Annotated in this window: 25 protein-coding genes and 2 tRNA genes; 20 read left to right on the forward strand and 7 right to left on the reverse strand. The window is 63.4% G+C overall.

Going from position 1 to position 26,450, the window contains the following annotated elements:
- Positions 1–97: 97 nt before the first annotated feature.
- From ilvB to ilvC, 4 genes are all read left to right on the forward strand, one after another.
- Positions 98–1,849: a biosynthetic-type acetolactate synthase large subunit gene (gene ilvB / locus FHS69_RS03220; protein ID WP_166776491.1), complete on the forward strand. Its 1,752-nt coding sequence runs from the start codon at positions 98–100 to the stop codon at positions 1,847–1,849.
- Positions 1,849–2,148, forward strand: a complete 300-nt coding sequence (locus tag FHS69_RS03225) for a hypothetical protein (protein WP_166776493.1) — start codon at positions 1,849–1,851, stop codon at positions 2,146–2,148. The genes ilvB and FHS69_RS03225 overlap by 1 nt, the downstream gene beginning before the upstream one ends.
- Complete coding sequence (gene ilvN / locus FHS69_RS03230; protein ID WP_067467010.1) at positions 2,145–2,660, forward strand: acetolactate synthase small subunit; 516 nt, start codon at positions 2,145–2,147, stop codon at positions 2,658–2,660. The genes FHS69_RS03225 and ilvN overlap by 4 nt, the downstream gene beginning before the upstream one ends.
- Positions 2,661–2,769: 109 nt before the next feature.
- Positions 2,770–3,804 (forward strand): ketol-acid reductoisomerase, encoded by a 1,035-nt coding sequence (gene ilvC, locus FHS69_RS03235; protein WP_166776495.1) that lies wholly within the window; start codon positions 2,770–2,772, stop codon positions 3,802–3,804.
- Here ilvC and FHS69_RS13810 read toward each other — a convergent pair.
- On the reverse strand, positions 3,801–4,067 hold the full coding sequence (locus FHS69_RS13810; protein ID WP_243844512.1) for a hypothetical protein: 267 nt from the start codon (positions 4,065–4,067) through the stop codon (positions 3,801–3,803). The two genes, ilvC and FHS69_RS13810, sit on opposite strands and share 4 nt — an antisense overlap.
- Positions 4,068–4,103: 36 nt before the next feature.
- Between FHS69_RS13810 and FHS69_RS03240 the strand changes: the two genes are divergently transcribed.
- Positions 4,104–4,748 (forward strand): YceI family protein, encoded by a 645-nt coding sequence (locus FHS69_RS03240; protein ID WP_243844513.1) that lies wholly within the window; start codon positions 4,104–4,106, stop codon positions 4,746–4,748.
- Between the two features lie 42 nt (positions 4,749–4,790).
- A complete protein-coding gene (locus FHS69_RS03245) occupies positions 4,791–5,939 on the forward strand; it encodes an alpha-hydroxy acid oxidase (RefSeq protein WP_166776499.1) in 1,149 nt (382 codons plus the stop codon).
- A 116-nt stretch (positions 5,940–6,055) separates the two neighbouring features.
- On the opposite strand, the gene FHS69_RS03250 is transcribed toward FHS69_RS03245, so the two are convergent.
- Positions 6,056–7,183 (reverse strand): alpha/beta fold hydrolase, encoded by a 1,128-nt coding sequence (locus tag FHS69_RS03250; protein ID WP_166776501.1) that lies wholly within the window; start codon positions 7,181–7,183, stop codon positions 6,056–6,058.
- A complete protein-coding gene (locus FHS69_RS03255) occupies positions 7,180–7,611 on the reverse strand; it encodes a PaaI family thioesterase (protein WP_130586504.1) in 432 nt (143 codons plus the stop codon). Before FHS69_RS03255 ends, FHS69_RS03250 begins: the two co-directional genes overlap by 4 nt.
- A gap of 228 nt (positions 7,612–7,839) precedes the next feature.
- Here FHS69_RS03255 and leuA point away from each other — a divergent pair, with 228 nt between their 5' ends.
- Positions 7,840–9,522, forward strand: coding sequence for a 2-isopropylmalate synthase (gene leuA / locus FHS69_RS03260; protein WP_166776503.1), 1,683 nt, complete (start codon positions 7,840–7,842; stop codon positions 9,520–9,522).
- On the opposite strand, the gene FHS69_RS03265 is transcribed toward leuA, so the two are convergent.
- Entirely contained in the window at positions 9,519–11,333 is a 1,815-nt protein-coding gene (locus FHS69_RS03265; protein ID WP_166776506.1) for a sensor domain-containing diguanylate cyclase, read from the reverse strand. The genes leuA and FHS69_RS03265 overlap by 4 nt on opposite strands.
- 211 nt (positions 11,334–11,544) lie before the next feature.
- Between FHS69_RS03265 and FHS69_RS03270 the strand changes: the two genes are divergently transcribed.
- Positions 11,545–12,606: an amidohydrolase family protein gene (locus FHS69_RS03270; RefSeq protein WP_166776508.1), complete on the forward strand. Its 1,062-nt coding sequence runs from the start codon at positions 11,545–11,547 to the stop codon at positions 12,604–12,606.
- Between the two features lie 83 nt (positions 12,607–12,689).
- Positions 12,690–13,658 (forward strand): NAD(P)H-dependent flavin oxidoreductase, encoded by a 969-nt coding sequence (locus FHS69_RS03275; protein ID WP_067504875.1) that lies wholly within the window; start codon positions 12,690–12,692, stop codon positions 13,656–13,658.
- Here the strand turns inward: FHS69_RS03275 and FHS69_RS03280 are convergent.
- From FHS69_RS03280 to FHS69_RS03290, 3 genes are all read right to left on the reverse strand, one after another.
- Positions 13,655–14,191, reverse strand: coding sequence for an AHH domain-containing protein (locus FHS69_RS03280; protein ID WP_243844514.1), 537 nt, complete (start codon positions 14,189–14,191; stop codon positions 13,655–13,657). The genes FHS69_RS03275 and FHS69_RS03280 overlap by 4 nt on opposite strands.
- 1 nt (position 14,192) lies before the next feature.
- Entirely contained in the window at positions 14,193–14,984 is a 792-nt protein-coding gene (locus tag FHS69_RS03285; RefSeq protein ID WP_166776510.1) for a hypothetical protein, read from the reverse strand.
- Positions 14,985–15,072: 88 nt separating this feature from the next.
- Positions 15,073–15,558 carry a flavodoxin family protein gene (locus FHS69_RS03290; RefSeq protein WP_166776512.1) on the reverse strand — a complete coding sequence of 162 codons (486 nt, stop codon included), beginning with the start codon at positions 15,556–15,558 and terminating at the stop codon, positions 15,073–15,075.
- 80 nt (positions 15,559–15,638) lie between these two features.
- Here FHS69_RS03290 and recJ point away from each other — a divergent pair, with 80 nt between their 5' ends.
- The 11 genes from recJ (at position 15,639) to phoB (ending at position 26,450) form a co-directional block, all read left to right on the forward strand.
- Positions 15,639–17,417 carry a single-stranded-DNA-specific exonuclease RecJ gene (gene recJ / locus FHS69_RS03295; RefSeq protein ID WP_166776514.1) on the forward strand — a complete coding sequence of 593 codons (1,779 nt, stop codon included), beginning with the start codon at positions 15,639–15,641 and terminating at the stop codon, positions 17,415–17,417.
- An 84-nt stretch (positions 17,418–17,501) separates the two neighbouring features.
- Positions 17,502–17,576: transfer RNA gene (locus tag FHS69_RS03300), tRNA-Glu, on the forward strand.
- 46 nt (positions 17,577–17,622) lie between these two features.
- A tRNA-Glu gene (locus FHS69_RS03305) sits at positions 17,623–17,697 on the forward strand.
- Between the two features lie 62 nt (positions 17,698–17,759).
- On the forward strand, positions 17,760–18,947 hold the full coding sequence (locus FHS69_RS03310; RefSeq protein ID WP_166776516.1) for a sensor histidine kinase: 1,188 nt from the start codon (positions 17,760–17,762) through the stop codon (positions 18,945–18,947).
- 134 nt (positions 18,948–19,081) lie between these two features.
- Entirely contained in the window at positions 19,082–20,416 is a 1,335-nt protein-coding gene (locus tag FHS69_RS03315) for an OprO/OprP family phosphate-selective porin (protein ID WP_166776518.1), read from the forward strand.
- A 115-nt stretch (positions 20,417–20,531) separates the two neighbouring features.
- Positions 20,532–21,578, forward strand: coding sequence for a substrate-binding domain-containing protein (locus FHS69_RS03320; RefSeq protein ID WP_067467056.1), 1,047 nt, complete (start codon positions 20,532–20,534; stop codon positions 21,576–21,578).
- 16 nt (positions 21,579–21,594) lie between these two features.
- The gene (pstC, locus tag FHS69_RS03325) at positions 21,595–22,980 is read left to right on the forward strand and encodes a phosphate ABC transporter permease subunit PstC (RefSeq protein ID WP_067673591.1); all 1,386 of its coding nucleotides are present in this window, start codon (positions 21,595–21,597) and stop codon (positions 22,978–22,980) included.
- The gene (gene pstA, locus FHS69_RS03330; protein WP_166776519.1) at positions 22,973–24,223 is read left to right on the forward strand and encodes a phosphate ABC transporter permease PstA; all 1,251 of its coding nucleotides are present in this window, start codon (positions 22,973–22,975) and stop codon (positions 24,221–24,223) included. Before pstC ends, pstA begins: the two co-directional genes overlap by 8 nt.
- 38 nt (positions 24,224–24,261) lie before the next feature.
- A complete protein-coding gene (gene pstB / locus FHS69_RS03335; RefSeq protein WP_219149951.1) occupies positions 24,262–25,008 on the forward strand; it encodes a phosphate ABC transporter ATP-binding protein PstB in 747 nt (248 codons plus the stop codon).
- Positions 25,009–25,021: 13 nt separating this feature from the next.
- Positions 25,022–25,693 (forward strand): phosphate signaling complex protein PhoU, encoded by a 672-nt coding sequence (phoU, locus tag FHS69_RS03340; RefSeq protein WP_067467070.1) that lies wholly within the window; start codon positions 25,022–25,024, stop codon positions 25,691–25,693.
- A gap of 70 nt (positions 25,694–25,763) precedes the next feature.
- Positions 25,764–26,450: a phosphate regulon transcriptional regulator PhoB gene (gene phoB, locus FHS69_RS03345; protein ID WP_166777046.1), complete on the forward strand. Its 687-nt coding sequence runs from the start codon at positions 25,764–25,766 to the stop codon at positions 26,448–26,450.

The following is a 26,450-nucleotide window of genomic DNA, read 5'->3' on the forward strand; positions in this document are numbered from 1 at the left end:
GGGGTGGGCGTATTTGGATGCGGTCGGCCCGGCGCTACAGACCCCAGCGTCGGGCCGACTTGTGTCTTGAAATGCCCCAAAGGGGCCGGAGGCGAGTGTGAGTACCGAGCGCAGCGGCGCTGCCATCCTAATCGAATGCCTCAAGCGGCAGGGCGTGGAATTCGTCTTCGGCTATCCCGGCGGCGCGGTTCTGCCGATTTACGACGAACTGTTCGCCGATGAGGACATCCGCCATATCCTGGTGCGCCACGAAGCGGGCGCGGCGCATGCCGCCGAAGGCTACGCCCGTTCCACCGGAAAGCCCGGGGTCGTACTGGTCACGAGCGGTCCGGGTGCGACCAACGCTGTCACCGGCATCGCCGATGCCTATATGGATTCCATCCCGCTCGTCGTCATCACCGGTCAGGTGCCGACTGCACTGATCGGCACCGATGCATTCCAGGAAGCAGACACCGTCGGTCTCACGCGGCACTGCACCAAGCACAATTACCTCGTGAAGGACCCGGAGCGTCTGGGCGCAACGATCGAGGAGGCCTTCCGCATCGCCACCACGGGTCGGCCGGGTCCCGTCGTGGTCGACATTCCCAAGGACGTACAAATCGCCCTCGCCAGCTGGGATAGTCAGGATGAGACCCCGCTGCCTTCGCATCGCTACCAGCCCCGCATGGTCGGCGCGGCCGACGAGATCGCCGAAGCGATCGACATGCTCGCACGGGCCGAGCGCCCCGTCCTCTATACCGGAGGAGGCGTGATCAATGCCGGCCCGCGCGCGAGCGCCCTGCTGCGCAAGTTGCAGGATGCGACCGGCGCACCGGTCACCAGCACGCTAATGGGGCTCGGCGCTTTCCCGGCGGAGCATCCCGACTGGCTGGGCATGCTCGGCATGCATGGCACCTATGAAGCCAATATGGCGATGAACCGCGCCGACCTGATCGTGGCGATCGGTGCGCGTTTCGACGATCGCGTGACCGGCCGGCTCGACGCTTTCGCGCCCGAAGCGAAGAAGATCCACATCGATATCGACCGCGCCAGCATCAACAAGATCGTGCCGGTCGATCTCGGCATTATTGGCGATTGCGCGCAGGTGCTCGATCAGATGGTCGAAGCTTGGGGCGGTCGCAAGCCACAGGACCTGTCAGAATGGAAGGCCCGCATTCTCGGCTGGAAAGCCCGCGATTGCCTCGCCTATCCCGAGCACGGAAGCGAGCAGATCATGCCGCAGAAGAGCATCGAACGGCTGTTCGCGCTCACCCGCGACCATAACCCGATCATCACCACCGAGGTCGGCCAGCACCAGATGTGGGCGGCCCAGTATTTTCGCTTTTTCGATCCGAACAAGTGGCTGACCAGCGGCGGCCTCGGGACGATGGGCTACGGCCTGCCCGCCGCGATCGGGGCGCAGCTCGGCAATCCCGACAGCCTCGTGATCGATATCGCGGGCGAGGCCAGCATCCAGATGAATATCCAGGAATTGGGCACGGCAAGCCAGTACCGCCTGCCGGTCAAGGTCTTCATCCTTAACAACGAATATATGGGCATGGTCCGCCAGTGGCAGGAACTGACCTATGAAAGCCGCTATTCGAACAGCTATTCCGACAGCCTGCCCGATTTCGTCAAGCTGGCCGAGGCCTATGGCTGGAAGGGCATCCGGATCGAGGACGAGAGCCAGCTCGACGCCGGCATCGAGGCGATGCTTGCGCATGACGGGCCGGTAATCGTCGATTGCCAGGTGGCCAAGGAAGCCAACTGCTTTCCGATGATCCCGAGCGGCGCGGCGCATACCGACATGCTGCTGTATGGCGATCAGGTCGGCGGGACGATGGACGACGAAGCAAAGGCGCTGGTGTGATGGGCATGATGGTACGTTTTCCAAACGGCTTCGAACAGCGCGCGGAACGGCGCAGCTGGTTCGCACGCGGCGATGCGGAGGCCCTGCTCGACTGGCTGGAAGACGCCGGCCATCGCTTCATCGGCCTCGATGTCGCGCAGAAGCGCGAGGATGGCAGCTGGACGCTGCTACCCGATTCGCTCGATCTGCCGCGGCAGACCGACAATTTCGAAGCGATCCGCATGGGCCGCGTGTTCCTCGCCGAATATGACGGCGCTGGCCGCATGTTCGAACCCGTGTGGCAGGACCGCGAGCAATGAAAATCACGCAACAGGCGCAAGAGCGCCACGTTCTCAACGTCATCGTCGACAACGAGCCCGGCATCCTCGCCAAGATCACGGGCATGTTCACCGCGCGCGGCTACAATATCGACAGCCTGACCGTGGCGGATATCTCGGAAGATCACGCGATCAGCCGGATTACCATAGTGACCCGCGGACCCGAGCCGGTGATCGACCAGATCCGCGCACAGCTCGAACGGCTCGTCCCTGTGCACAAGGTCATCGACCTCACCGAGAGCGGCGAACATGTCGAGCGCGAGCTGGCGCTGATCAAGGTCGCCGGCAAAGGCGACAACCGGGTCGAAGCGCTACGCATCGCCGAACTGTTCCGAGCCAATGTCGTCGACACCACCACCGGCAGCTTCGTCTTCGAACTCACCGGATCGCCCGACAAGATCAACAGCTTCATCGCCCTGATGCGGGAACTCGGTCTGGTCGAGGTCGGCCGGTCGGGCATTGTCGGCATGATGCGCGGGGCCGGTACCGACTGACCTGAAGAATTTCGTCGCCCCTGCACAGGCAGGGGCCTATCCAACCTATCGCCAACGGGCGACCTTATCTGGGCCTCTGCTTCCACAGGGGCAACGCGAGGGAAGAACAATGCAAGTTTACTACGACGCCGATTGCGACCAGCAGCTGATCAAGGACAAGAAGGTCGCCATTGTCGGCTATGGCAGCCAGGGTCACGCGCATGCGCAGAACCTGCGCGACAGCGGTGTGGGCGAGATCGCCATCGCGCTGCGCGCGGGGTCGGCCAGTGCCAAGAAGGCCGAAGGGGCGGGATTCACGGTAAAGACCGTCTCCGAAGCCGCCGAATGGGCCGACGTCCTGATGATCCTCGCACCCGACGAGCACCAGGCGGCGATCTATGCCGATGAAGTCGCGGGCAAGATGAAACCGGGCAGCGCGCTCGCCTTCGCGCACGGGCTCAACATTCATTTCGGACTGATCGATCCGCCGGCCGAGGTCGACGTGATCATGATCGCACCCAAGGGCCCGGGCCACACGGTACGCGGCGAATACATCAAGGGTGGTGGCGTTCCCTGCCTGATCGCCGTCCAGCAGGAATCGAACCAGTCAGGCGGCAACGGCTTCGCCAAGCAGCTCGCGCTGTCCTATGCCAGTGCGGTCGGTGGCGGTCGCTCGGGCATCATCGAAACCGATTTCAAGGAAGAGTGCGAAACCGATCTGTTCGGCGAACAGGCGGTGCTGTGTGGCGGGATCACCCACCTCATCCAGGCCGGGTTCGAAACGTTGGTCGAGGCCGGATACGCCCCCGAAATGGCCTATTTCGAATGCCTTCACGAAACCAAGCTGATCGTCGACCTGCTCTATGAGGGCGGCATCGCCAACATGCGCTATTCGATCTCGAACACCGCCGAATACGGAGACATCAAGACGGGTCCGCGGATCATCACCGAGGAAACCAAGGCCGAAATGGGTCGCGTTCTCAAGGACATTCAGTCGGGGCGCTTCGTGAAGGACTTCGTGCTCGACAACCAGGCGGGCCAGCCCGAACTGAAAGCCAGCCGCAAGGCGGCCGCCGCGCACCCGATCGAGCAGACGGGCGCGCAGCTGCGGGCGATGATGCCCTGGATCGGCGCCAACAAGCTGGTCGACAAGGACAAGAACTAGGCATCGCCATCGGCATCCATCGACGCGAGACGTCCGATGGATGCCGATGCCACGCTAAATTCTTCCTGCGCCTGCGGTACCGTGACCGGGCGGTCCTCAACGCAATGCCGCAGCAAGGCGATCGCCTCGCCTGCCCTTGCGGCGATTGCCAAAGCCTTCGCCGACCCTTTCGATGCCGTACGCCGATTGCGATAGTAATTCACGCCCTGCGTTGGTTGCACCGCCCGGTCGGCGGTTGCGACGATGGAACCCGCAAACTGCACAAACCGTTGCAGGACGAGTTTCAACAGGAGGCCAATTTGAACAAACCGATCCTCGCCCTCGCGCTCGCTGCGGGCAGCACGCTCGCGCTCACCGGGATTTCCGCGCAGGAACAACCGCAGGTACCCGGCGTCGTCGACCCTGCGCGCGTCACTGCCGGCAATTACACACTCGACGCTTCGCATACGCTCGTCAGTTGGCAGGTCGGCCATTTCGGCTTCAACGATTATTTCGGCCTGTTCGGCCAGATCAAGGGCACGATGCGGCTCGATCCCGCCGATATCGAGGCGACCGAGTTCGACATCACCGTGCCCATCACCAGCGTGTCGGTGCCCAGCGACGGGCTGCGCGACCATCTGCTGCGTCCGGGCAAGGACGGCGGCGCACCCGACTTCTTCGGCTCCGAACCCGCCCCTGCGCAGTTCACCTCCACCTCCGTGCGCAAGACCAGCGAAACCACTGCGGTGGCCACCGGGCAGTTGACCATGAATGGCAAGACCGGCCCGGTGACCATGTTGGTCGAATTCAGCGGTGCGGGTGAAAACCCCATGAACAAGAAACAGACGGTCGGCTTCCACGCCCGCGCGCAGATCGACCGCACCGACTGGGGCATCGATTACGCCGCCCCGCTGGTCGACAATATGGTCGGTCTCGAGATCAGCGCCGCCTTCGAGCGCGACTGACGCCTCTCGACAAGCGCATGGCGAGCCGTCACGGTTGCCGTCATGCGCTTGTCAGACTGCCACAATATCGATGATTTCCGCCGGCTCGCGAAGCAGCGCCTGCCGTGGCCCGTGTTCGACTATATCGACGGGGCAGCCGATGACGAGATCACCAAGACGCGCAATACGAGTGCCTTCGACGAGGTCGACCTTGTCCCCGATGTGCTCGCCGGGGTGAGCGACATCGACACCTCCCGCCAAATCATGGGGCGCGACAGCGCATTGCCCCTCGTGCTCAGCCCCACTGCCCTGCAGCGCGCCTTCCATCGCGATGGGGAACGGGCGGTCGCGCGCGCGGCGGACAAGTTCGGAATATGGTTCGGCATCTCCAGCCTCGCCACCCATTCGATCGAGGAAATCGCAGCGCTCACCAACGGTCCGAAGCTGTTCCAGCTCTATGTCCACAAGGACAAGGGGTTGAACGCGTCGATGATCGAACGCTGCCGCGAAGCGCAATTCGATGCGCTGGCGCTGACGGTGGACACGATCGTTTCGGGCAAGCGCGAGCGATGCCTGCGATCGGGATTCACCACCCCGCCCCGCTTCAGCGCTTCTTCGCTGTGGAGCTATGCCACGCGCCCGCGCTGGACGCTCGATTATGTGTTTGGGCCGAAATTCCGCCTGCCCAACCTCGACGGGCATGTGCAGGAAGGCAGCGGGAAATCGGTCAGCATCCAGGACTATTTCAACACCATGCTCGATACCGGGATGGACTGGGATACCGCCGCGCGTATCCGGCAGGACTGGGGCGGGACCTTTGCGCTCAAGGGCGTCATGAGCGCCGCCGACGCGCGCCGCGCAGTAGAGATCGGTGCCGACGCGATCTGGATTTCCAACCATGGCGGTCGCCAGCTCGACGGCAGTCGCGCGCCATTCGACCAACTCGACGAGATCGTCGACGCGGTCGGCGGAGAAATCGAGATCATTCTCGATGGCGGGGTGCGCCGCGGCACACATATCCTCAAGAGCCTCGCATCGGGAGCCACCGCCGCATCGGGCGGCAGGCTTTATCTCTATGCGCTGGCGGCGGCCGGCCAGCCGGGAGTCGAACGCGCCATATCGATCCTCAAGGAAGAGATCGAACGCGGGATGCGCCTGATGGGCGTGGCGTCGATCGACCAGCTGACCGCTGATCGGCTGCGCTGGCGGTAAGCGCTCACCCAGACATTGCGAGCGCAGCGAAGCAATCCAGTCCTACCCTCTAAGGATAGCGCACCTTCTGGATTGCCGCGTCGCCTGCGGCTCCTCGCAATGACTGGGTTCTGTGTTCAGGTCATCGTCGCAAAGCAGGCACGCAACTCGCGCGCGAAAAGCTCCGGCTGCTCCCACGCCGCGAAGTGCCCGCCCTTCTCGACCTCGTTCCAATAGACGAGATTGGTCAGCGTTCGTTCGACCCACTCGCGCGGGGCGGGCAGAATTTCCTTGGGGAACGCGCTCGCGCCGGCAGGGATGGTCACCTTCCCATCGCCGAAATCGGCAAAGCTTTCCCAATACAGCCGCGCGGCGGAAGCGCCGGTCGCAGGCAGCCAGTATAGCATCACGTCGTCGATCACCTGGTCCATCGAGAGCGCATCCCATGGCGAACCGTCATTGTCGGTCCAGTAGAAGACTTTCTCTAATATCCATGCCGCCAGTGCCACCGGGGAATCCACCAAGGCATAGCCGATGGTTTGCGGCCGCGTGCTCTGCTGTTTCGAATAGCCCGAATCCCATTGTTGGTAGAAACCGAGACGTTCGAGCGCTTTGAGAACGTCCGGATCCTGGCTGTTCATGTCGTCGGGACCGGGCCGTCCGATCGGCATGTTGAGATGAATACCACGACAGCCTTCCGGTGCGAGCTGGCCGATCGCGGTGGTCACCGCGGCGCCCCAGTCACCCCCCTGTGCCAGCCACTCTGTGTAACCGAGGCGGGACATCAGTTCCGTCCATGCCCGGGCGATCCGCTCGACGCCCCAGCCCGTGTTCGCGGGCTTGTCCGAAAAGCCGTAGCCTGGCAGCGAGGGCGCGATGACGTGGAACGCCATGGCGTCGGGGTCTTCGGGTTCGACCAGATCGTCTATCACCCCGAAGAATTCGACCACCGATCCGGGCCAGCCATGCGTTAGCAGCAAGGGGACAGCGCCAGCGCGCGATGAGCGTCGATGAAGGAAGTGGATATCCAGCCCATCGATCTCGGTCTTGAACTGGCCCAGCGCGTTCAAGCGTGCCTCACAGCGGCGCCAGTCGTATTCGATGCGCCAATAGGCGACCAGTTCGCGCAACACCGTCAGCTTCGTGCCCTGAGACCAGTCGGCCACGGGTTCCTGTTCGGGCCAACGGACCCGGTCGAGGCGGTCCGCCAGCGCTACCAGCTCGTCTTCGGCGACGGACAGGGTAAAGGCGCGAATGTCGCTCACGTCACCTCTCCGGCGGTGGCCTTGCGCGAAGCTTCGACGACCCGCGTCATGTCGGCCAGCAGGATCGTGCTGGTCGCTTTCGCCAGTACCGTACCCTGCGCGTCCTTGAGATGCCCCTCGTAGAAACTGGTACGCTTGCCGTGCCGTTCGACCCAGGCTTCGGCGATCACGAGACCGGGCCGCGTGGGCGCGAAGAAGCTGACCTTCAGTTCTAGCGTCATCGGCACGATGCCGGCGCCATTCTTTGCCATTGCCGCATGTGCCATGGCCGCATCGATCCACCCGCTGATGAAACCTCCCTGCACCACTCCGCCCGAATGGCATTGCTCGATCTTGGCTTCATACTCGATCGACGCGCGCCCCGCCGGATCGGTCGAAACGACCCGCACCAAGCCCATCGTCTCATACAGCGAATGTGTCTCGGCCATGCTCTCTCCCGCCCGCCTTGAAATATAATTTCTGGCGATGCCCAAGACTGTTTTGCTTTACAACCCTGACGCGCTTTCGCATAGCATCCCCTATGCACAACGCACTCGGCCTGATCATCCTGCGACTTACGCGCCCTTGGGCGTGATAGCTGGCGTGCCTATTCGGGTGCGCTGAGCGCCCAAGGGACCGAACCTCACCCAGACCCACCGCAGACACCGAGTTTCCCGATGCCCATGCTCCGCAACCCGAGCGCCAAATATTCGCCCTTTCCGCAGGTTCCGCTGACCGACCGGCAATGGCCCACGCGCACCATCACCGCCCCGCCCCGCTGGCTCAGCACCGATCTGCGCGATGGCAATCAGGCCATCGTCGATCCGATGGATGCGCATAAGAAGACCCGCTTTTTCGATCTTCTGGTCGAAGTCGGTGTGAAAGAGATCGAGGTCGGTTTCCCCAGTGCGGGCGCTACCGAATTCGATTTCATCTCGGGTCTGGTGCAGTCCGGGCGGGTGCCGGAAGATGTCCTGGTCCAGGTCCTGACGCAAAGTCGCGAGGACTTGATCCGCACCAGCTTCGCCAGCCTGTCGGGCTCGCATGCGGCGATCGTGCATCTTTACAATGCGGTGAGCCCCGCATGGCGCGAAGTCGTGTTCGGCATGACCCGCGACCAAGTTCGCGATATCGCCGTGCATGGCGCCAAGGTCATGCGCGACGAAGCGGGCAAGCAACCCGCGACCGACTGGCATTTCCAGTACAGTCCGGAGACCTTCTCCACCGCCGAACTCGATTTCAGCCTCGAGGTCTGCGAGGCAGTGATGGAGGTGCTGGCCCCGACACGCGACCACCCGATCATCCTCAACCTGCCCGCCACGGTCGAAGCGGCGACCCCCAACATCTACGCGGACCAGGTCGAGTATTTTATCCGCAACCTGCCCAATCGCGACAGCGCGGTCATCAGCCTGCATACGCACAATGACCGCGGCACCGGGGTCGCGGCGGCCGAGCTTGCGCTGATGGCGGGTGCCGACCGGGTCGAGGGCTGCCTGTTCGGCAATGGCGAGCGCACGGGCAATTGCTGCCTCGTGACGATGGCGCTGAACATGTATACGCAAGGCGTCGATCCGCAGCTCGACTTTTCCGATATCGACCGCGTTATCGAGACGGTCGAATATTGCAACGAACTGCCCGTTCACCAACGGCATCCCTATGGCGGCGAACTGGTCTACACGGCCTTCTCGGGCAGCCACCAGGACGCGATCAAGAAGGGTTTTGCCGCGCTTGAATCGCAAAACGACCCGCATTGGCGCGTACCCTATCTGCCGATCGACCCCGCCGATCTCGGCCGCAGCTACGAAGCCGTCATCCGCGTCAATTCGCAATCGGGGAAAGGCGGTTTCGCCTGGGTCCTGGAACAGGATCAGGGCCTGAAGCTGCCCAAGAAGATGCAGGCCGATTTCAGCCCGCACGTCCAGCGCATGGCCGATGCCGTTGGGCGAGAGCTCAACGCAGCGGATATCTGGGAAGCCTTCAAAGGGGCCTATCACGTCCAGACGTCGGACAAGCATTTCCAGCTGGTCGATTACGAGGAACGGCGCGGCAGCGACGGCACCCGCCTGTTCACCGGCACGATTGCGGTCGAAGGTCGGGAACAGACCGTGTCGGGCCGCGGCAATGGCCTGATCTCTTCGGTGCTGACGACGATCGAGGACGCCTTCGGTCTGAGCCTCGAAGTGGTCGACTATACCGAACATGCGCTGACCACCGGACGCGATAGCCGTGCGGCCGCCTATCTCGAATGCCGCGATGCTGGCGGGCGGACGATCTGGGGGTGCGGGATCGACGAGGACGTTGCAACGGCCAGCGTCCGTGCAGTGCTCAGCGCCGCCAATTCCGCGATCGAACCAAATTAGCCGGCGATCTTGACCTGCGGCTTGCGCACTTGCGTTCCCAGCGAAGCGAGGGCGCCCATGTCCTGTGCGCGGCGCGTGCAGTTGCGGCCCGAGGCCTTCGCCATGTAGAGCGGGCCATCGGCGGCTTGCATCGCCATGGACGAGCTGCACCGTTCGCCAATCGCCGCCACCCCGATGCTCGCGGTGATGTGGAATGAACCCCCATCGTTGTCGCTCATGGGTTTCTGCTGGATTGCCAGCCGCAACCTCTCGCAAATCGTGGGGGCGATCTCTGCCACCGGCCCTGTCGCGATGATCCCGAATTCCTCACCCCCGAGGCGCGCGAAGAAGCAGTCTTCCGAGGCCATGTCATGCATGATCCGACCGATTTGCGTCAGCACCGCATCGCCCACTGTGTGACCGTAGGAATCGTTGACCCGCTTGAAATGGTCGAGGTCCACCAGCGCGAAAGCGAAGGGCGCCTGCTCCGCGGTCCGGAGCTTGCTGTCGAGCATGTCGAGAAACGCTCGGCGGTTGGGGAGACCGGTGAGCGGATCGGTGCGTGCTTCGCGAGAGGCCTGCAGTTCGTCGAGCTTGCGTTCGGTCACATCGCGTATGGTCACAACGAAGCCCGAGGCCTTGCTTCGCGACGTTTCGATAGCCCGCAGCTTCGCCTCCAGCCAGCGGGTCTCTCCGTCGTGTTCGACCGATCGTTCGAGGATCCTGGTCTGACCGGGCTGTTCGGCAGCTTTCTCGAGCGAGGCGGCCACCATATCGCGATCGAATGCGCTGAAGAACGCTGCCACATGCAGGCCCTCCACGTCATCGCGCCCACTCAACCGCCGCGAGGCGGGCGAGGCAAAGCGGATCGTTCCAGCGCCGTCCAATTGCAGAAGCGCGTCGTCTGAATGGTCAGCGATAAGGCGTTGCATCGCCTCGCGATCGACCAGTTCGTCCATCACGCGCTGGCGCTGTTGGATGGCAACGGCCATCGGGAATGCGATTAACAGCAGGATGACCACATAGAACTGTAGGAACAGGGCCTTTTGCCACAGCGGTATCGCGAGCTCAGCGAAGGTGCCCGTTTCGCTGGCAAGAGTTCCTGCTGCAACCGCGGTAATGATCAGCACCGCGATCGCCGCCCCGAAACGCCGGAAGCGGAAACTGGCGAGAACCAGCGGTACGATCGGAAGGAACAGGGCCGGCAGAAGCGACTGGGAAAACGCGGCTACAGAAACGAGAGTGGTGAACGAGAGGATCGCGATAAACCGCAACACGCGGCGCCAGTCGCGTACGTGGCGATAATCCGCCCTCGAATAGGATTCGAGCAGCAGCGCCAGCGGCAGGACGAGCAGCGTCCCAAGTCCGTGACCGACCAGCCATGACGCTGCATGCTCGAAGACATTCCCCCCAACGATCTGCGCAGCGATCGCCCCGCCAACCACGGCCGACGGTATGATGCCGACGATTCCCGCAAGAAAGCCGAGCCAGACCACCCCACTTTCGCTTTCCACGAAATCGCGCTGCGGACGCGCCCTTTTCAGCAGGAAGGCGACAAACCACCCTTCGAATATGTTCACCAGTCCCAGGGGAAAGGACCAGTCGGGGCCGAATCCGAATAGCGCGGTCGCGCTCGTGCTGAGAGCGACCAGTACGGCTCCGGCATGGACATGACGTTCAGTGGGCAAGGTCAGGAACAGGGCCGTAGCCAATGCCGTGCCCGGCCAGACCAAGGCGAGGCCACCCGCAAACCGCGTCGAGAAGATCGTCAACGAGGTCACGCTGAAGAACAGCACGCCATAAATGGCTATCCGCAGGCCAGGGTGCATCATTTGATATCCCGTCGCATACGCCAGCGTTAGCCCGACAAGGTTAACGGTCCTAAAGATTCTCGCTCAGGAATGCCCCTTAGTCCGATAGTGGCGTACAGCGCATGCCCTTGCGGGCCGAATTGACTTGTCAGCAGGCACCGGTCCGTGTTCCATCGCGAAAGCCCCGCGCGATCGGGCACATCAATGGGCAGCAAGGGAGGGAGTGCCGCCGATGACCGAAGAAATCCTCGAACCCGAACTGCCGATCATCGATCCGCATCACCATTTGTGGGATCTGCGGCCTCTTGTCCCTGCTTTCCCCGAACCGCGCCACGCTTTCATCGAAGCGATCGCCGGTGCCGCCTATTATACGTTCGACGAACTGCACGCCGATACGCACTCGGGTCACAATGTCGTGGGTACCGTTTTCATGGAATGCGGCGCATTCTACGATGCGAGCCGCGCCGACGCCCTCAAGCCTGTGGGAGAAGTGGAGTTCGTGAATGGAGTCGCCGCGCAGGGGGCCAGCGGGCTTTACGGCGACTACCGGCCATGCGCGGCAATCATCGGACATGCCGACCTTACTCGCGGCGATGGCGTTCGTCCGGTGGTCGAGGCACTCCTCGCGGCCGGCAATGGACGCTTCAAGGGGATCCGCCATGCCGGCGCGTGGGATGCCGATCCCGAAGTGCTCGGCCCTCCCTTTCATGCGCCCGAAGGTTTGTACGCTGCGGATAGCTTTCGTGAGGGGTACGCCGCCTATGCTGATTACGGCCTCACTTTCGATGCCTGGTTGCTAGAGCCGCAGCTCGGCGACGTGCTCGACCTCGCCAAGGCCTTCCCGGACCAGCAGATCGTGCTCGACCATTGCGGCACACCACTCGGGATCGCCTGCTATCGCGGCAAACAGTACGAGCGCTTCGATAGCTGGAGACGCTCCATCCGCGCGCTTGCCGAATGTCCCAATGTTGCGGTCAAGCTGGGTGGCCTGGCGATGGCGTTCTGCGGCTTGCCCGAGGACGGCCCCGACAAGGGTCACGGTTCCGAACATCTTGCCGGGCTGTGGCGTCCCTATATCGAAACCTGCATCGAGGCGTTCGGGACTGACCGCGCGATGTTCGAATCGAACTATCCCGTTGATCGCTGGGGGGCCAGTTACCCCGTGTTGTGGAACGCCTTCAAACGCCTGGCGACGGGCCACAGCGAGGACGAGAAACGCGCGCTCTTCGCGGGTACTGCAGCGCGCATCTACGATATCGAGCATCTTCTCGACCTGCCTGCCGCGTCCGCTTGACGTTTACGTAACGTCACGCTCGACAAGTCTTGCGATGGGCCATACGCCCGCGTGACATCCATCGAGAGAGGAACCCGACTGTCATGCCCCTGCCCGCACCTTTCGACCGCCTGCGCCTGCCCGTCATCGGATCCCCGCTGTTCATCGTGTCGGGTCCCGAACTGGTCATTGCGCAATGCAAGGCGGGCATCGTCGGCAGCTTTCCGGCGCTCAATGCAAGGCCGCAGAGCCAGGTCGACGAATGGCTGCATCAGATAACCGAGGAACTGGCCGCGCATAATCGCGACAATCCCGACCGGCCGGCCGCGCCCTTTGCGGTCAATCAGATCGTCCACAAGTCGAACGACCGGCTCGACGCCGACATGGCGACCTGCGCCAAGTGGCAGGTTCCGATGGTAATCACCTCGCTGGGCGCGCGTGAGGAAGTCTTCAGCGCGGTCAAGGGCTGGGGCGGAATCACCCTGCACGACGTGATCAACGACCGCTTCGCCCGCAAGGCGATCGAAAAGGGCGCTACCGGGCTGATCCCGGTTGCTGCTGGCGCAGGCGGCCATGCCGGCGTCCTCAGCCCCTTCGCACTGATGCAGGAAATCCGCGAATGGTTCGACGGGCTGGTCGCCCTGTCGGGTTCGATCGCGCATGGCCGGTCCATTCTCGGTGCGCAGGCACTGGGGGCCGACTTCGCCTATATCGGTTCCCCCTGGATTGCTGCGACCGAAGCCAATGCCGACGAGGGATACAAGCAGGCGATCGTCGAAGGTCGCGCCGAAGGGATTGTCTACACGAACCTGTTTACCGGCGTACACGGCAACTACCTGCGCTCAAGCATCGTCGGTGCCGGTCTCGATCCGGACAATCTGCCCGAAAGCGATCCCAGCAAGATGAACTTCGGCAGTGGCGGCAACACCAAGGCCAAGGCGTGGAAGGACATCTGGGGATCGGGCCAGGGTATCGGCACGGTGACCAAGAGCGCCCCCGTCGAAGAAACCGTTGCCCGTCTCGAACGCGAGTATATCGCAGCGAAGGAAGCACTCGCTAAAGCGACAGCCTAGGGCGCCGTCGCGCGCCACAGGCTATTGGCCATCGCGTCGAGATCCGAGAAATCGACTTCCTTGCCAAGCCGGTCGGAGCGGTTCAGCCGCAAGGGCCGGCGATGATCGAGCAGACGACGGCGTAGCGCGCGTTGCAACAGGGCGAGTCTCATCAGCGCGGTTTCGGCGGCGAGCCCCGGGCTGCGAGGGGCGAGCCTGGACCATCCGCGCTCGATTTCGCCGACCCGCTGGATGACCATCTGGTTGTAAGTGCGATGCGGTCCGCGATGCAGCGGTAGCGCCAGCCGCTGCGCCGCTTCTTCGCGTGCAGGAAGCAGCAATCCGTTGCGACGGAAATCGTTGAAACCGATCCGCCGCGCGTCGAGCGTTTCGAACATCGCCGCAAAGCAGGAACGCGACAACAGCTGGCACGGTAGCAAGTGATGTTTCTGTAAAGCCGGATCGTGCCCTGGCATCCCGCACCGGTTCACCGCGCTGAACGGCAGGCGACGTCGCGGTAGGCAGGCTGCGGACGACAATCGGCCTGCCGCCATCCTAGGCGGGGCGGACGCGCACGAACCCAGCTGCAAGATCGGGCACGAGTTCGAGCTCACCGCTCCCGTCGATCACGAAGCGCAGTGGCTCGGAGGGAAGCTCATAGCCGACCAGTTCGTGCACCACCCTCGTCGCTAGCCGCGTCGCCGCTGTCCTGTCTGCGGCCAACACCGGATCGAGCGCAAGTTCCTGACCGATCAAAAAGGCAAGTCCGTGGCTCCGCATCGTTCCATCGGCTGCAACGAACAGCCCCATCATGCCTAAGGCGGGGAAAGCGCCGCCTTCGAGCCATGCCCTTGCCGTGCGGACAAAGAACTGCGGAGCTATGGCGGTGGCTGCGGGGGTCCAGCAGACGGCCCGCAGACCGCGGGTCCCGTCAGCCAAGGCCGCGCCCAACCGCAGCAAGGTTCGCAACACGGGAAGGCTATGCAGACCCGATGCGATATGCGGGCCGGGAAACAGGCCGAACGCTTCGGTGCGGTCGAGGCCGGCCGCCTCGCAATTCAAATGATAGTCTATTCCGGGCGTCGGTAGCGCAGGTCCGGGCGGCAAACCGATGAGGTCGAAAGTCAGACCATCGAGCAACAGTTCGAGCCAGTCCTCGGACGTTTCCCCCTCACTCGATGGGGATTGGTCGACCCCTCCGGACGCAGGATCATGCGAGACCGATACGCGCGGCAGGTCTGTCAGCTTGGCGAGCATAGCCGCGCGGTCGGGACGGTTACCGCGCTCGAACAGGAAGACCAGCCCATGGGGGCGACCGTTCGCATCCCCGTAGTGTCCGTTCGTCATAACCCGTGTCTCACGCGTGGCCTTGTGCGCCACCACGCCCGCCGCGTCGACCTTTCAGCCGAACAATTGCTCGATTTCGGATGCGGTTTCAGAAGATGCCCTGCGCTATGCCTTCGCCCAAGCCTGCCCCGAATTCGCGCGCGCGCTGAAGCGCGTCCTCGTCAACCGTCTTGGGCGCGAGGATCGGTTCGGGTTCCTGGGCGGCCGTATTGTAAATCCAGGGCTCGGCCACGCGCTTGAGGCGCCAGCCTTTGGCAATCCTGTCGAGCTGTCGCTGCGCACCTTCGCCATCCGAACCCGCCGCAATGATCGTGGCATAGGGGCGCCCTTCGATGCGTCCGAGGACGGGGTAATAGCAACGGTCGAACATCTCTTTCATCGCGCCGCTCATGCTGGCCAGATTCTCCGGACAGCAGAACAGATATCCGCCCGCCGACAGCAAATCCTCCGGCTCCGTTTCCTCGGCGCGCAGCAGACAGGCATTCTCGCCCGCACCGTGCGCTGCCGAACGCGCCAATTGCTCGCTCGTGCGCGTACGGCTGTGCCAGATGATCAGAAGCGGTGGGGAAGCCATGCGCACACCTTCGCCCGCGCCTGTCGATTGTCAATCCGCACTGCTTCCACCTACCGCCGACCTGCGGTATTGCGCGCACCATGGCATCGCAGGCCCTTTCCCACGTATTCGGCGTCGCGGCTTCGCTGACCGGTCGCGCCTGGCGTTGGCGCGGCGGCAATATGCAGCTTGGTGCACAGCAGCAGTTGGGAGACGACATTGTCCGCCAATTGCTGTTGTCGCGCGGCGTTGCTCTCGACGACATCGAGCGGCATCGCGTGCCGACCTTGCGCAACTTTCTGCCCGATCCGTCGCGTTTCCGCGACATGGACGTCGCAGCCGATCGTCTGGCGCAGGCGGTCATCGCCGGCGAAAAAATCACCATCTACGGCGATTACGACGTCGATGGAGCAACCAGTTCGGCTCTGTTGATCAGGCTGCTGCGCGACCTCGGCATCGAGGCCGGTTATTACATTCCCGACCGCCTGCTCGAAGGTTACGGCCCCTCGGGCGAGGCACTGGTGAAACTGGGCCAGTCGGGCTCCAGCCTGATCGTCACGGTGGATTGCGGCGCGATGGCGCATGAAGCGCTGGCGATGGCGCATGATGCTGGCGTCGACGTGATTGTGGTCGACCACCACAAATGCGCCGCAGAGCTTCCGCGCACCGTGGCGCTGGTCAATCCCAACCGGCTGGACGAGGAAGACGATGCCGCCGCGCACAGTCATCTCGCCGCGGTCGGTGTGGCTTTTCTTCTGGCCATCGCCCTCGTCCGCACACTGCGCGAACGCGGCTATTTCGCCGATCGGCGCGAGCCCGATCTGCTGGCGCTGCTCGATGTCGTCGCCTTGGGGACAGTGGCCGATGTCGCGGCGCTGCACGGGCTGAACCGCGCATTCGTCGCGCAGGGCCTCAAGGTCATGGCGCGGCGCGACAATATCGGCATGGCGGCGCTCATCGATGTGAGCAGGCTGAAACGTTCACCAGCCTGTTCGGACCTCGGCTTCGCGCTCGGCCCGCGAATCAATGCCGGAGGCCGGGTTGGCGAATCGACACTGGGGGTGCGCCTGCTGACGACGCGTGATCCGGAAGAGGCGCGCGAGATCGCTGCACAATTATCCGCGCTCAACGAGGAACGCCGCGCTATCGAGGCGGAAGTGCAGGAAGCCGCCGAAGCGCAGCTCGCCTCGCAGCACAATCGTGCCGTGCACCTCGTAGCGGGTGAAGGATGGCACCCCGGGGTAATCGGGATCGTGGCCGGACGGATCAAGGAAAAGACCGGCAAGCCTTCGCTGGTGATCGCACTCGATGGTGACACGGGCAAGGGCTCGGGCCGGTCGATCGCGGGTGTCGACCTGGGCGCAGCGATCATCCGCGCGCGCGACGAGGGTCTGCTGGTTGCAGGCGGAGGCCATGCCATGGCGGCAGGGCTCACCGTCCCTGCCGACAGGATCGATGCCTTGGCCGAATGGCTCGACAGCACGCTCGAAGCGCAGGTGGCGCGGGCCTCGGCCAGTCGTGAAATGGCCCTCGACCTCGCAGTGGCTCCGGGTGGCCTCACTCCCGAGCTCGTCGAATCGCTCGAAGCTGCGGGGCCCTACGGCGTCGGCTGGCCCGGCCCGCGCGTCGCGGTCGGGCCCGTGAGGCTCGTTAAGTGTGATATCGTGGGCACCGATCACGTGCGACTGATCGCGGCGGGGGATGACGGCAAGAGCTTCAAGGGGATCGCCTTTCGCGCCGCCGAAAGCGACATGGGTCAGGCCTTGCTCCACGGATCACGGGGGCGCCGCCTATGGCTGGCCGGACGGGTAAAGATCGACGATTGGGGCAGCCGGCCGCAGGCGGAATTGCACCTCGAGGACGCTGCCTGGGCCGATTGACGATTTTGCGTGCAATCGAGGGTTGACGGCCCGCAGCCCCGCGCCTAATTGGCCCGCCACGCCACCAACCCGCAACGCGGGTGTGGCCCGTTCGTCTAGCGGTTAGGACGCGGCCCTTTCACGGCTGAAACACGGGTTCGATTCCCGTACGGGTCACCACGGTGGCGGTATTGCTTCGGCAATCCGCACAAAGTGCCACGGATGTGGCCCGTTCGTCTAGCGGTTAGGACGCGGCCCTTTCACGGCTGAAACACGGGTTCGATTCCCGTACGGGTCACCACTTTCTGACAATCGGGAAAACCGGCTGGCGCGCTCGACCGCGCCCGGCTAAGCCGCGCGGCAATGAGCGAGCGCAGCTTCCCCTGGCACGGATTCGCCCTGGCGGTCGTCGTCTGCATCATCATCGCCATTCTCGGCGTCGATCTGGGCTATGTCGCCCTCGTGCTGATCGTGTGGCTCGGGTCGCTTTACCTTGTCACCGCCCGTCCGGAAGAAGCGCGGCCCGCCCCTGCAGGCCCAGCCTTTACCCGCGACAACATGGCCGACCTGTTCGAGCATTCCGAAACCCCCGTCGTCATCACCGAACGCGACCGGGTGATCATTGCCAATCTGTCGGCGCGCAAGCTGCTGGGCGGCCACATCGTAGGGCAGGACGTACGCATGGCGTTGCGACAGCCCGAAGCGATCCGCCTGCTCGGCCGCGAAGCCGATGGTGCCGTGATCGTTCGCGGACTCGCGCGGCGCACGGACATCTGGCGGATCAACCGCAAGACGCTTCCGGGCGAACTCGCGGTAATCGAGTTCGTCAACCGCACCGCAGAAGCCGACATCGCACGTGCGCACACCGATTTCGTCGCCAATGCCAGTCATGAACTGCGCACGCCGCTGGCCTCGATCATTGGCTATGTCGAAACCCTGCGCGAAGACGTCGAGAGCCTCGAGCCGAAGATGGCCGACAAGTTTCTCGGTACGATCCAGCGCGAAGCCAAGCGGTTGCAGGAGTTGGTCAGCGACCTGATGTCGCTCTCCCGGATTGAAGCGGAAAAGCACGACCTGCCCGAATCGACGCTGGAATTTTCCCGGCTTGTGGAACGCGCAGCGCATGATGCGGCCAATGGCCACGCTGCCGAACTGCTCGATTTCGAGGCCGCGGGCGAATTCACGGTTCGCGGAGACCGCCAGCAACTGGAACAGCTGGTACGCAATCTCGTCGACAACGGCTTCAAGTACGGTGCCTCGGGCGAACCGGTCACGGTCCGGATCCACCCCAAAGGGCAGGGACGTTTGCGGCTTACGGTAAGCGATCGCGGCGAAGGCATCTCACCCGAACACATTCCGCACCTGACCCGGCGCTTTTACCGGACCGACCCCGGGCGCAGCCGCGCCTCTGGCGGGACCGGGCTCGGATTGGCGATCGTCAAGCATATCGTCGAGCGCCACCGCGGACGGCTCGACATCGACAGCATGCTTGGCGAAGGGACCCGCGTCACTGTTACGCTGCCCGTCGAAAAGGACGAAGGTCAGGACTAAGACTCGAGTATGGCTGGACGCTGCAAAGCGATCTGCGTGGTCATACGGATGCGAACAAAGTGTCACATAACCGAAATATGACGGTCATAGTGGCGTCGCCGGAACGTAACCCAATCTCAACCGGATTCGCATCGATGCATCGCACCACGCGCCTCTCGCTGATGGCCGCCGCCCTTTCCTGCACCATGAGCACGCCGCTGCTTGCTCAGGACGTGACCCTGCCCGCCGACGAGCTGGCCGCCATGCGCGCGCAGCTTGCGGCGATGAACGCGCGTATCGACCAGCTCGAAGGCGAACTGGCCGCGACCAAGGCCGAAGCGGCCGAGGCCGGACAGGTCGTTGATGCGCCCGCCCCCGCTGCAGATAGCGAGCCGGTTTCAACGCTTGCCAAATCGGATGGCTGGAGCTTCAAGCCGCGCGGCCGACTGATGTTCGATGCCGGCTTCACCAATGCGCCCGATTCGACCGGAGCAAGCGACGGTTTCGGCAATGAAGTGCGCCGGGCCCGTCTCGGCGCGTCGGGGGATATGCCCGGCGGCTTTGGCTACAAGTTCGAGGTCGATTTCGCAGGGAACGAGATTTCGGTCGCCGACGCGATCCTGAGCTATGAGAACGGGCCGGTCGAAATCGCCATCGGCCAGCACAACAATTTCCAGTCGCTCGAAGAACTGACCAGCAGCCTCCACACGACGTTCATCGAACGCGCTGCATTTACCGATGCATTCGGCTTCGAGCGTCGCCTCGGCGCATCGGTCACCTACGCCCGCGGCGATTTTCTCGCCCAGGCAGGAATATTCACCGACAATCTCGAAGATACCGACAGCAAGAACCGCGGCGCGGATGCGCGTATCGTGCTCATGCCCAGGGCCGGTGACACCCAGCTGCATTTCGGCAGCTCGTTTCACTATAACGATCTCGACGATCCCGCCGCCCAGCTGCGCTATCGCCAACGTCCGCTGGTCCATTTCACCTCGCAGCGCTTCATCGACACGCGCAGCATGGGGGCGAACAGCGAAACCGGTTACGGGCTCGAGGCAGCCGCGATCGCAGGGCGTTTCCACGCAGCGGCCGAGGGATACTGGCAGTCGGTCGACATGCCCGGCGTTGCCGACGACCCCACCTTTTTCGGCGGCTATTTCGAGGCGGGTGTATTCCTGACCGATGACACGCGCGGCTATAAGGGCGGCAAGTTCGACCGCACCAAGCCCTCCAGCCCGGTTGGCGAAGGGGGCATCGGATCGGTCCAGTTCACGCTGCGCTACGATCACCTCGACCTCAACGACGCGGGCATACTGGGCGGACGCCAGGCCGGCTATTTCGCGGCGCTGGTCTGGAAACCGACCGAATATACCGCGCTGATGCTCAACTACGGCCACCTTCAGTATAAGGACGCGATCCTTCCGACCGCCAGCGGCGACACATCCTATGGCGTTGATGCGATCGGCATGCGCGCCCAGATCGACTTCTAGGGCCAGCTCCACGAAGCCGAAAACGGACCTTCAACTTTCCCGGTCAATTTTTTGTCGCAACCATGTAACATTGAGGCGCTTTTGCGCCGCTAGCTACACATCCAAGGGGCTTATCATGACCAAGACCAAATCCCTCATCTTCGCTGCGGTTTCGGCAGCGGCTCTCGCAGCTTGCGGCGGCAATGGCGCCGACGGCGGTTCGCGCGATTCGATCCGCGCGGTCGGCTCGTCGACCGTCTTCCCCTTCGCCAAGGCGGTTTCGGAAGCGTTCGTCCGTGCCCAGCCCGATTTCCGTTCGCCGATCATCGAATCGACCGGCACTGGCGGCGGCATGAAGCTGTTCTGTGCAGGGCTTGGAGCCGACACGCCCGACATGACGCATGCGTCGCGCCGCATGAAGGCAAGCGAATATGCCGACTGCCAGGCCAATGGCGTCACCGACGTGATCGAGATCCAGGTCGGGCTCGACGGCATTGCGTTCGCGTCGGCCAAGGGTGGCATCAGCATGAGCCTGACCCCCAAGCAGGTTTACGAAGCGCTGGCTGCTTCGCCCTATGGTGGTGAGCAAACCAACAAGACCTGGTCGGACGTCGATCCCTCGCTGCCTGACCAGCCCATCCTCGTCTACGGTCCGCCGAGCACCTCGGGTACGCGCGACGCGCTGAAGGAACTCGTCCTCGAGGCCGGTTGCGACACCAGTGACGAGATGAAGGCGCTGAAGGACAGCGACGAGGACCGCCACGCACGCCTGTGCACCGAAGTGCGTTCGGACGGCGCCTATGTCGATCAGGGCGAACAGGACAATCTCATCGTCCAGAAGATCGAGGGCAACCCCAACGCCGTAGGCGTGTTCGGCTACAGCTACCTCGAAGAGAATGCCGACAAGGTCCAGGGCCTGGAAATGAACGGCGTTGCCCCGACCTACGAGAACATCGCCAACTTCGACTATCCCGGCGCGCGTCCGCTCTACGTCTACGTCAAGAAGGCGCATCTCGACGCGATCCCGGGCCTCAAAGAATATTTGGTTCAGTGGACCAAGATGTGGGCCAAGGATGGTGATCTCGCCAAGATCGGCCTTGTCGCCTCGCCCGAGGACGTTATGGCGACCAACCAGAAAGCGGCCACCGAGTACACCACGCTCGACGGCGCACAGCTCAAGTAAGGTCTGAAAGCACTCTATGTCGCCAGCTATCCTGCTCCTCCTGGCCCTTGGGCTCGGGCTCGCCGGATGGTTGGCGGCCAGAGCGCGCGCATGGGCCTTCCGGCGCGAAAGCGCCGATGGCCGCCTGCGCAGCCTGCCCAGCTACCATGCGTGGTACGTCGCACTGTGGATCGTGCTGCCCATGGTGGCCTTCATCGCATTGTGGAGTTCGATCGCCCCCGGTCTGGTGACGCAGCAAGTGCTCGCCAGTCCCGCCGCGGCCGAGCTCCCTGCGTTCGGCTTCCAGCGTCAGACCATCCTCAACGAAGCACGCGCAGTCGCGTCGGGCTCGGCATCGGCGGTGTTCAATCCGCAGGCCTCGGCGCTCGTCGAACCCTATCGCGACGCGCTGTCCTACTACAACACGATCGGCATCGTCGTCGCGCTGCTGATTGCCTTCCTCGCTGGCGCCTATGCCTTCCTTCGGCTGAAGCCCGATTTCGCGGCTCGCAGCAAGGTCGAACGGATGGTCATGGCCATCCTGCTCGGTGCATCGCTGGTCGCCATCCTGACGACTATCGGCATTCTCGCCAGCCTCGTGTTCGAGACCGTCCGCTTCTTCGGCATGGTCTCTCCGCTCGATTTCCTTTTCGGAACGCATTGGGGGCCAGACCCCATGTCGAATCCGGACAATCCCGACGGCAATCGCTACGGTGCGGTTCCCCTGTTCTGGGGCACGCTGTTCATCGGGGCGATCATCGCGATGATCGTCGCCATCCCGCTGGGCCTGATGAGCGCAATCTACCTTACGCAATATGCCAACCCGGCGCTGCGTAAGTGGATCAAGCCCGCGCTCGAAATCCTCGCCGGTGTCCCGACCGTGGTCTATGGCTATTTCGCGGCCCTGACGATTGCCCCAGCGATCCGCGATCTCGCGCTGAGCCTGGGCGTTTCCAACCCGTCGAGCGAGAGCGCGCTGGCCGCTGGCCTCGTCATGGGCGTGATGATCATTCCCTTCGTTTCCTCGATGGCCGACGATTCGATCACCGCGGTGCCCGGGGCAATGCGTGATGGCAGCCTCGCCATGGGGGCAACGCGTTCGGAAACCATCAAGCGGGTCATGATTCCTGCCGCCCTGCCCGGCATCGTCGCCGGCATCATGCTGGCGATCAGCCGCGCGATCGGCGAAACGATGATCGTCGTCATGGCCGCCTCGACCGCGGCGAATCTGTCGGGCAACCCGCTCGAGGCGATGACCACGGTCACCGTGCAGATCGTCGCCATGCTGACCGGCGAAGGCAGTTTCGACCATCCCGCGACTCTCAGCGCCTTCGCGCTGGGTTTCGTCCTCTTCATGGTGACGCTCGGGCTGAACTTCGTCGCCCTGCGCGTCGTCAAAAGGTATCGCGAAGCATATGAGTGAGCGTATCGCCCCCACGCGCACGCCCGCATTCGAGGCTCGCCTGAAGAAGCGTTACGCTTCCGAACGGCGGTTCCGCGCGCTCGGCCTGTCGGCCATCCTGTTCTCCATTGCCGTGCTGGTGTTCCTGCTCGGCACGATGACCTTCAATGGCATCGGCGGCTTCCAGCGCGTCGAGATGCAGGTCTCAATCGACTTCACGCAGGCGGGAATTGCGACCGCGCCCGCAGATGTGCGGCCATCGGATGCGCTCGCCTCGCTCGAAGCGCAGGGGCTGCGCGACGTGGTCGGATACTTCGCGGAGGAAGAGCTGGGCGAAGAAGCGGCCGAGGAACTTGGCGCGCAGGCATGGCGCGACGTCGCCGCAGCAGTGATCGCCGATCCCGCAATGCTGCAGCGCGAGGAAAGCTTCTGGCTGCCTGCCACCGCCAACCTCGCATCGGGTTACGAGGGCGAAGGTTCGCCCGAGATGCGCGCCTTGGCGGCGAAGCTCTACGAACAGGGACGCCTGGCGAAGAACTTCGACCCCGGTTTCCTCATCCGGTCGGATGCGACCAATCCGCAGCAGGTCGGGATCTGGGGTGCGCTCAAGGGTTCGCTGCTAACCATGGTCATCACCCTTCTGCTAGCCTTCCCGATCGGCGTGCTCGCCGCGCTCTACCTCGAGGAATACGCGCCGAAGAACCGGTGGACCGACCTGATCGAACTGTCGATCAACAATCTTGCAGCAGTTCCCTCGATCATCTTCGGCCTGCTCGGTCTCGCGGTGTTCCTGACCATCTTCCCCAACCTGCGTTCCGCCCCGATCATCGGCGGCATGACGCTGGCTCTGATGACCATGCCGGTCATCGTCATTGCCGGCCGCAATGCGATCAAGGCGGTACCGCCCAGCATTCGCGACGGAGCGCTGGCGGTGGGCGCCTCTCCGGTACAGGTGGTGTTCCACCACGTGCTTCCGCTTGCCCTGCCCGGCATCCTGACCGGCACGATCATCGGCATGGCACGCGCGCTCGGCGAAACCGCCCCGCTGCTGATGATCGGCATGCGCGCCTTCGTAGCCACCCCGCCCGACGGCTTCACATCGCCCGCCACCGTGCTGCCGATGCAGATTTTCCTGTGGTCCGATGAAATCGACCGCGGATTCGTGGAACGCACCAGCGCGGCGATCATCGTGCTATTGCTGTTCCTGCTCGTGATGAACGGGCTCGCCATCTACCTGCGTAACAAGTTCGAGAAAACCTGGTGACCGTAGTCCACGACAACCTCGAGAAAACCGAAGCCAAGATGAGCGCCGAAGCGGTCTCCGTATTCTACGGCGACAAGAAGGCGATCAACGAGGTCTCGATCGACATTCCGACCGAATATGTGACCGCCTTCATCGGCCCCTCGGGCTGCGGAAAATCGACTTTCCTGCGCACGCTCAATCGCATGAACGACACGATCCCTTCGGCGCGGGTCGAGGGATGCATCAAGCTCGACGGCGACGATATCTATGCCTCGGGCATGGACGTGGTCCAGTTGCGGGCACGCGTGGGAATGGTGTTCCAGAAGCCCAACCCCTTCCCCAAGTCGATCTACGAGAACATTGCCTACGGTCCCAAGATCCACGGCCTCGCCGAGGGCAAGGACGAACTCGACGCGATCGTCGAACGTTCGCTCAAGCGCGCTGGGCTTTGGGAAGAGGTCAAGGACCGCCTCCAGGACAGTGGCACGGCACTCTCCGGCGGCCAGCAGCAGCGCCTGTGTATCGCGCGCGCTATCGCGGTCGACCCCGAAGTCATCCTGATGGACGAGCCCTGTTCGGCGCTCGATCCGATCGCCACTGCGAAGATCGAGGAACTGATCGCCGAACTCAATGGCCGCTATGCCATCGTGATCGTGACCCACTCGATGCAGCAGGCCGCGCGCGTCAGCCAGCGCACCGCCTTTTTCCATCTTGGGAAAATGGTGGAATATGGCCGCACGTCCGATATCTTCACCAATCCGCTTGAGCAGCGCACCCAGGATTACATCACGGGTCGCTACGGTTAAGGCTATGAATTCGATGCAGGAACATACCGTCAAGGCATTCGACGAGGACATCACGCGCCTCCGCGGACTGATCGCCGAAATGGGCGGCCTTTCCGAAGCCGCCATTGCACAGTCGCTGGAAGCGCTCATCAAGGGCGATGACGAACTGGCCGACCGCGTGGTCAAGGGCGACAAGAAGATCGACGCGCTCGAAAGCGAGATCGACAAGCTCGCAGTGCGCATCATCGCACTGCGCGCGCCCATGGCGGACGACTTGCGCGAAGTCATCGCCGCGCTGAAGATTGCGGGCGTGGTCGAGCGGATCGGCGACTATTCGAAGAACATCGCCAAGGCGAGCAAGGAAATCGGCGGGAATCGCAAGCAGTTCGAACCGCTTACCCTGCTGCCGGCAATGGCCGAAGTTGCCGCGGAGATGGTGCATGACGTGCTCACGGCCTATGCCGCGCGCGATGCCGAGCTGGCGCGCGAGGTGATTGCCACCGACGAGAAGGTCGACGCGTTCTACAATTCGATCTTCCGCAACCTTGTCAGCCACATGGTCGAGAACCCCTCGACCATCTCGAGCGCGGCACAGATGCTGTTCGTTGCGCGCAATCTCGAGCGGATCGGCGACCACGCGACGAATGTGGCGGAAATGGTGCACTTCGCGGCAACCGGGACTTATCCGCTCGACGAAGACGGTTGACACAAAACTGTAGTGCGAGGGTCATAAAGCCGTGTCGACCGAGGTTGGAAATTCCCGGAAAGGCATGGACTTGCACGCCGCCAAACTGTTGCTGGTAGAGGACGACCCCGCTCTCTCCGAACTGCTCGAATACCGTTTCACCAACGAGGGCTATCACGTTCGCACGACTGCGGATGGCGACGAAGCGCTCTTGCTTGCCTCGGAAGACGTACCCGACCTCGTTATCCTCGATTGGATGATCGAGGGCACAAGCGGGATCGAGGTCTGTCGCCGCCTGCGCCGCGACAAGGAAACCGCGCATGTCCCGATCATCATGCTGACCGCGCGCGAGGCCGAGGACGATCGCGTTCGCGGGCTCGACACCGGGGCCGACGATTACCTGACCAAGCCCTTCTCGCCCCGTGAACTGCTTGCGCGGGTCGCCGCGGTGATGCGCCGCATCCGACCTGCGCTGGCGGGCGAAAGCATCGAGGTGGGGGACATCACGCTTGATCCCGTGGCCCACAAGGTCACCCGCCGCGGCCGCACGCTGCAGCTTGGCCCGACCGAATACCGCCTGCTCAAATTCTTCATGGAGAGCCCGGGGCGTGTCTTCAGTCGCGGGCAGCTGCTCGATGGTGTTTGGGGGACCGAGAGCGAGATCGAATTGCGCACGGTCGATGTGCATATCCGTCGCCTGCGAAAGGCAATCGAGATCGAAGGCGCCAAGGATCCGGTGCGCACCGTCCGGAGCGCCGGCTATTCGCTCGAAGCCTGA

The sequence above is a fragment of the Qipengyuania flava genome (assembly GCF_011762005.1).
GTDB classification, from domain to species: Bacteria; Pseudomonadota; Alphaproteobacteria; order Sphingomonadales; family Sphingomonadaceae; genus Qipengyuania; species Qipengyuania flava.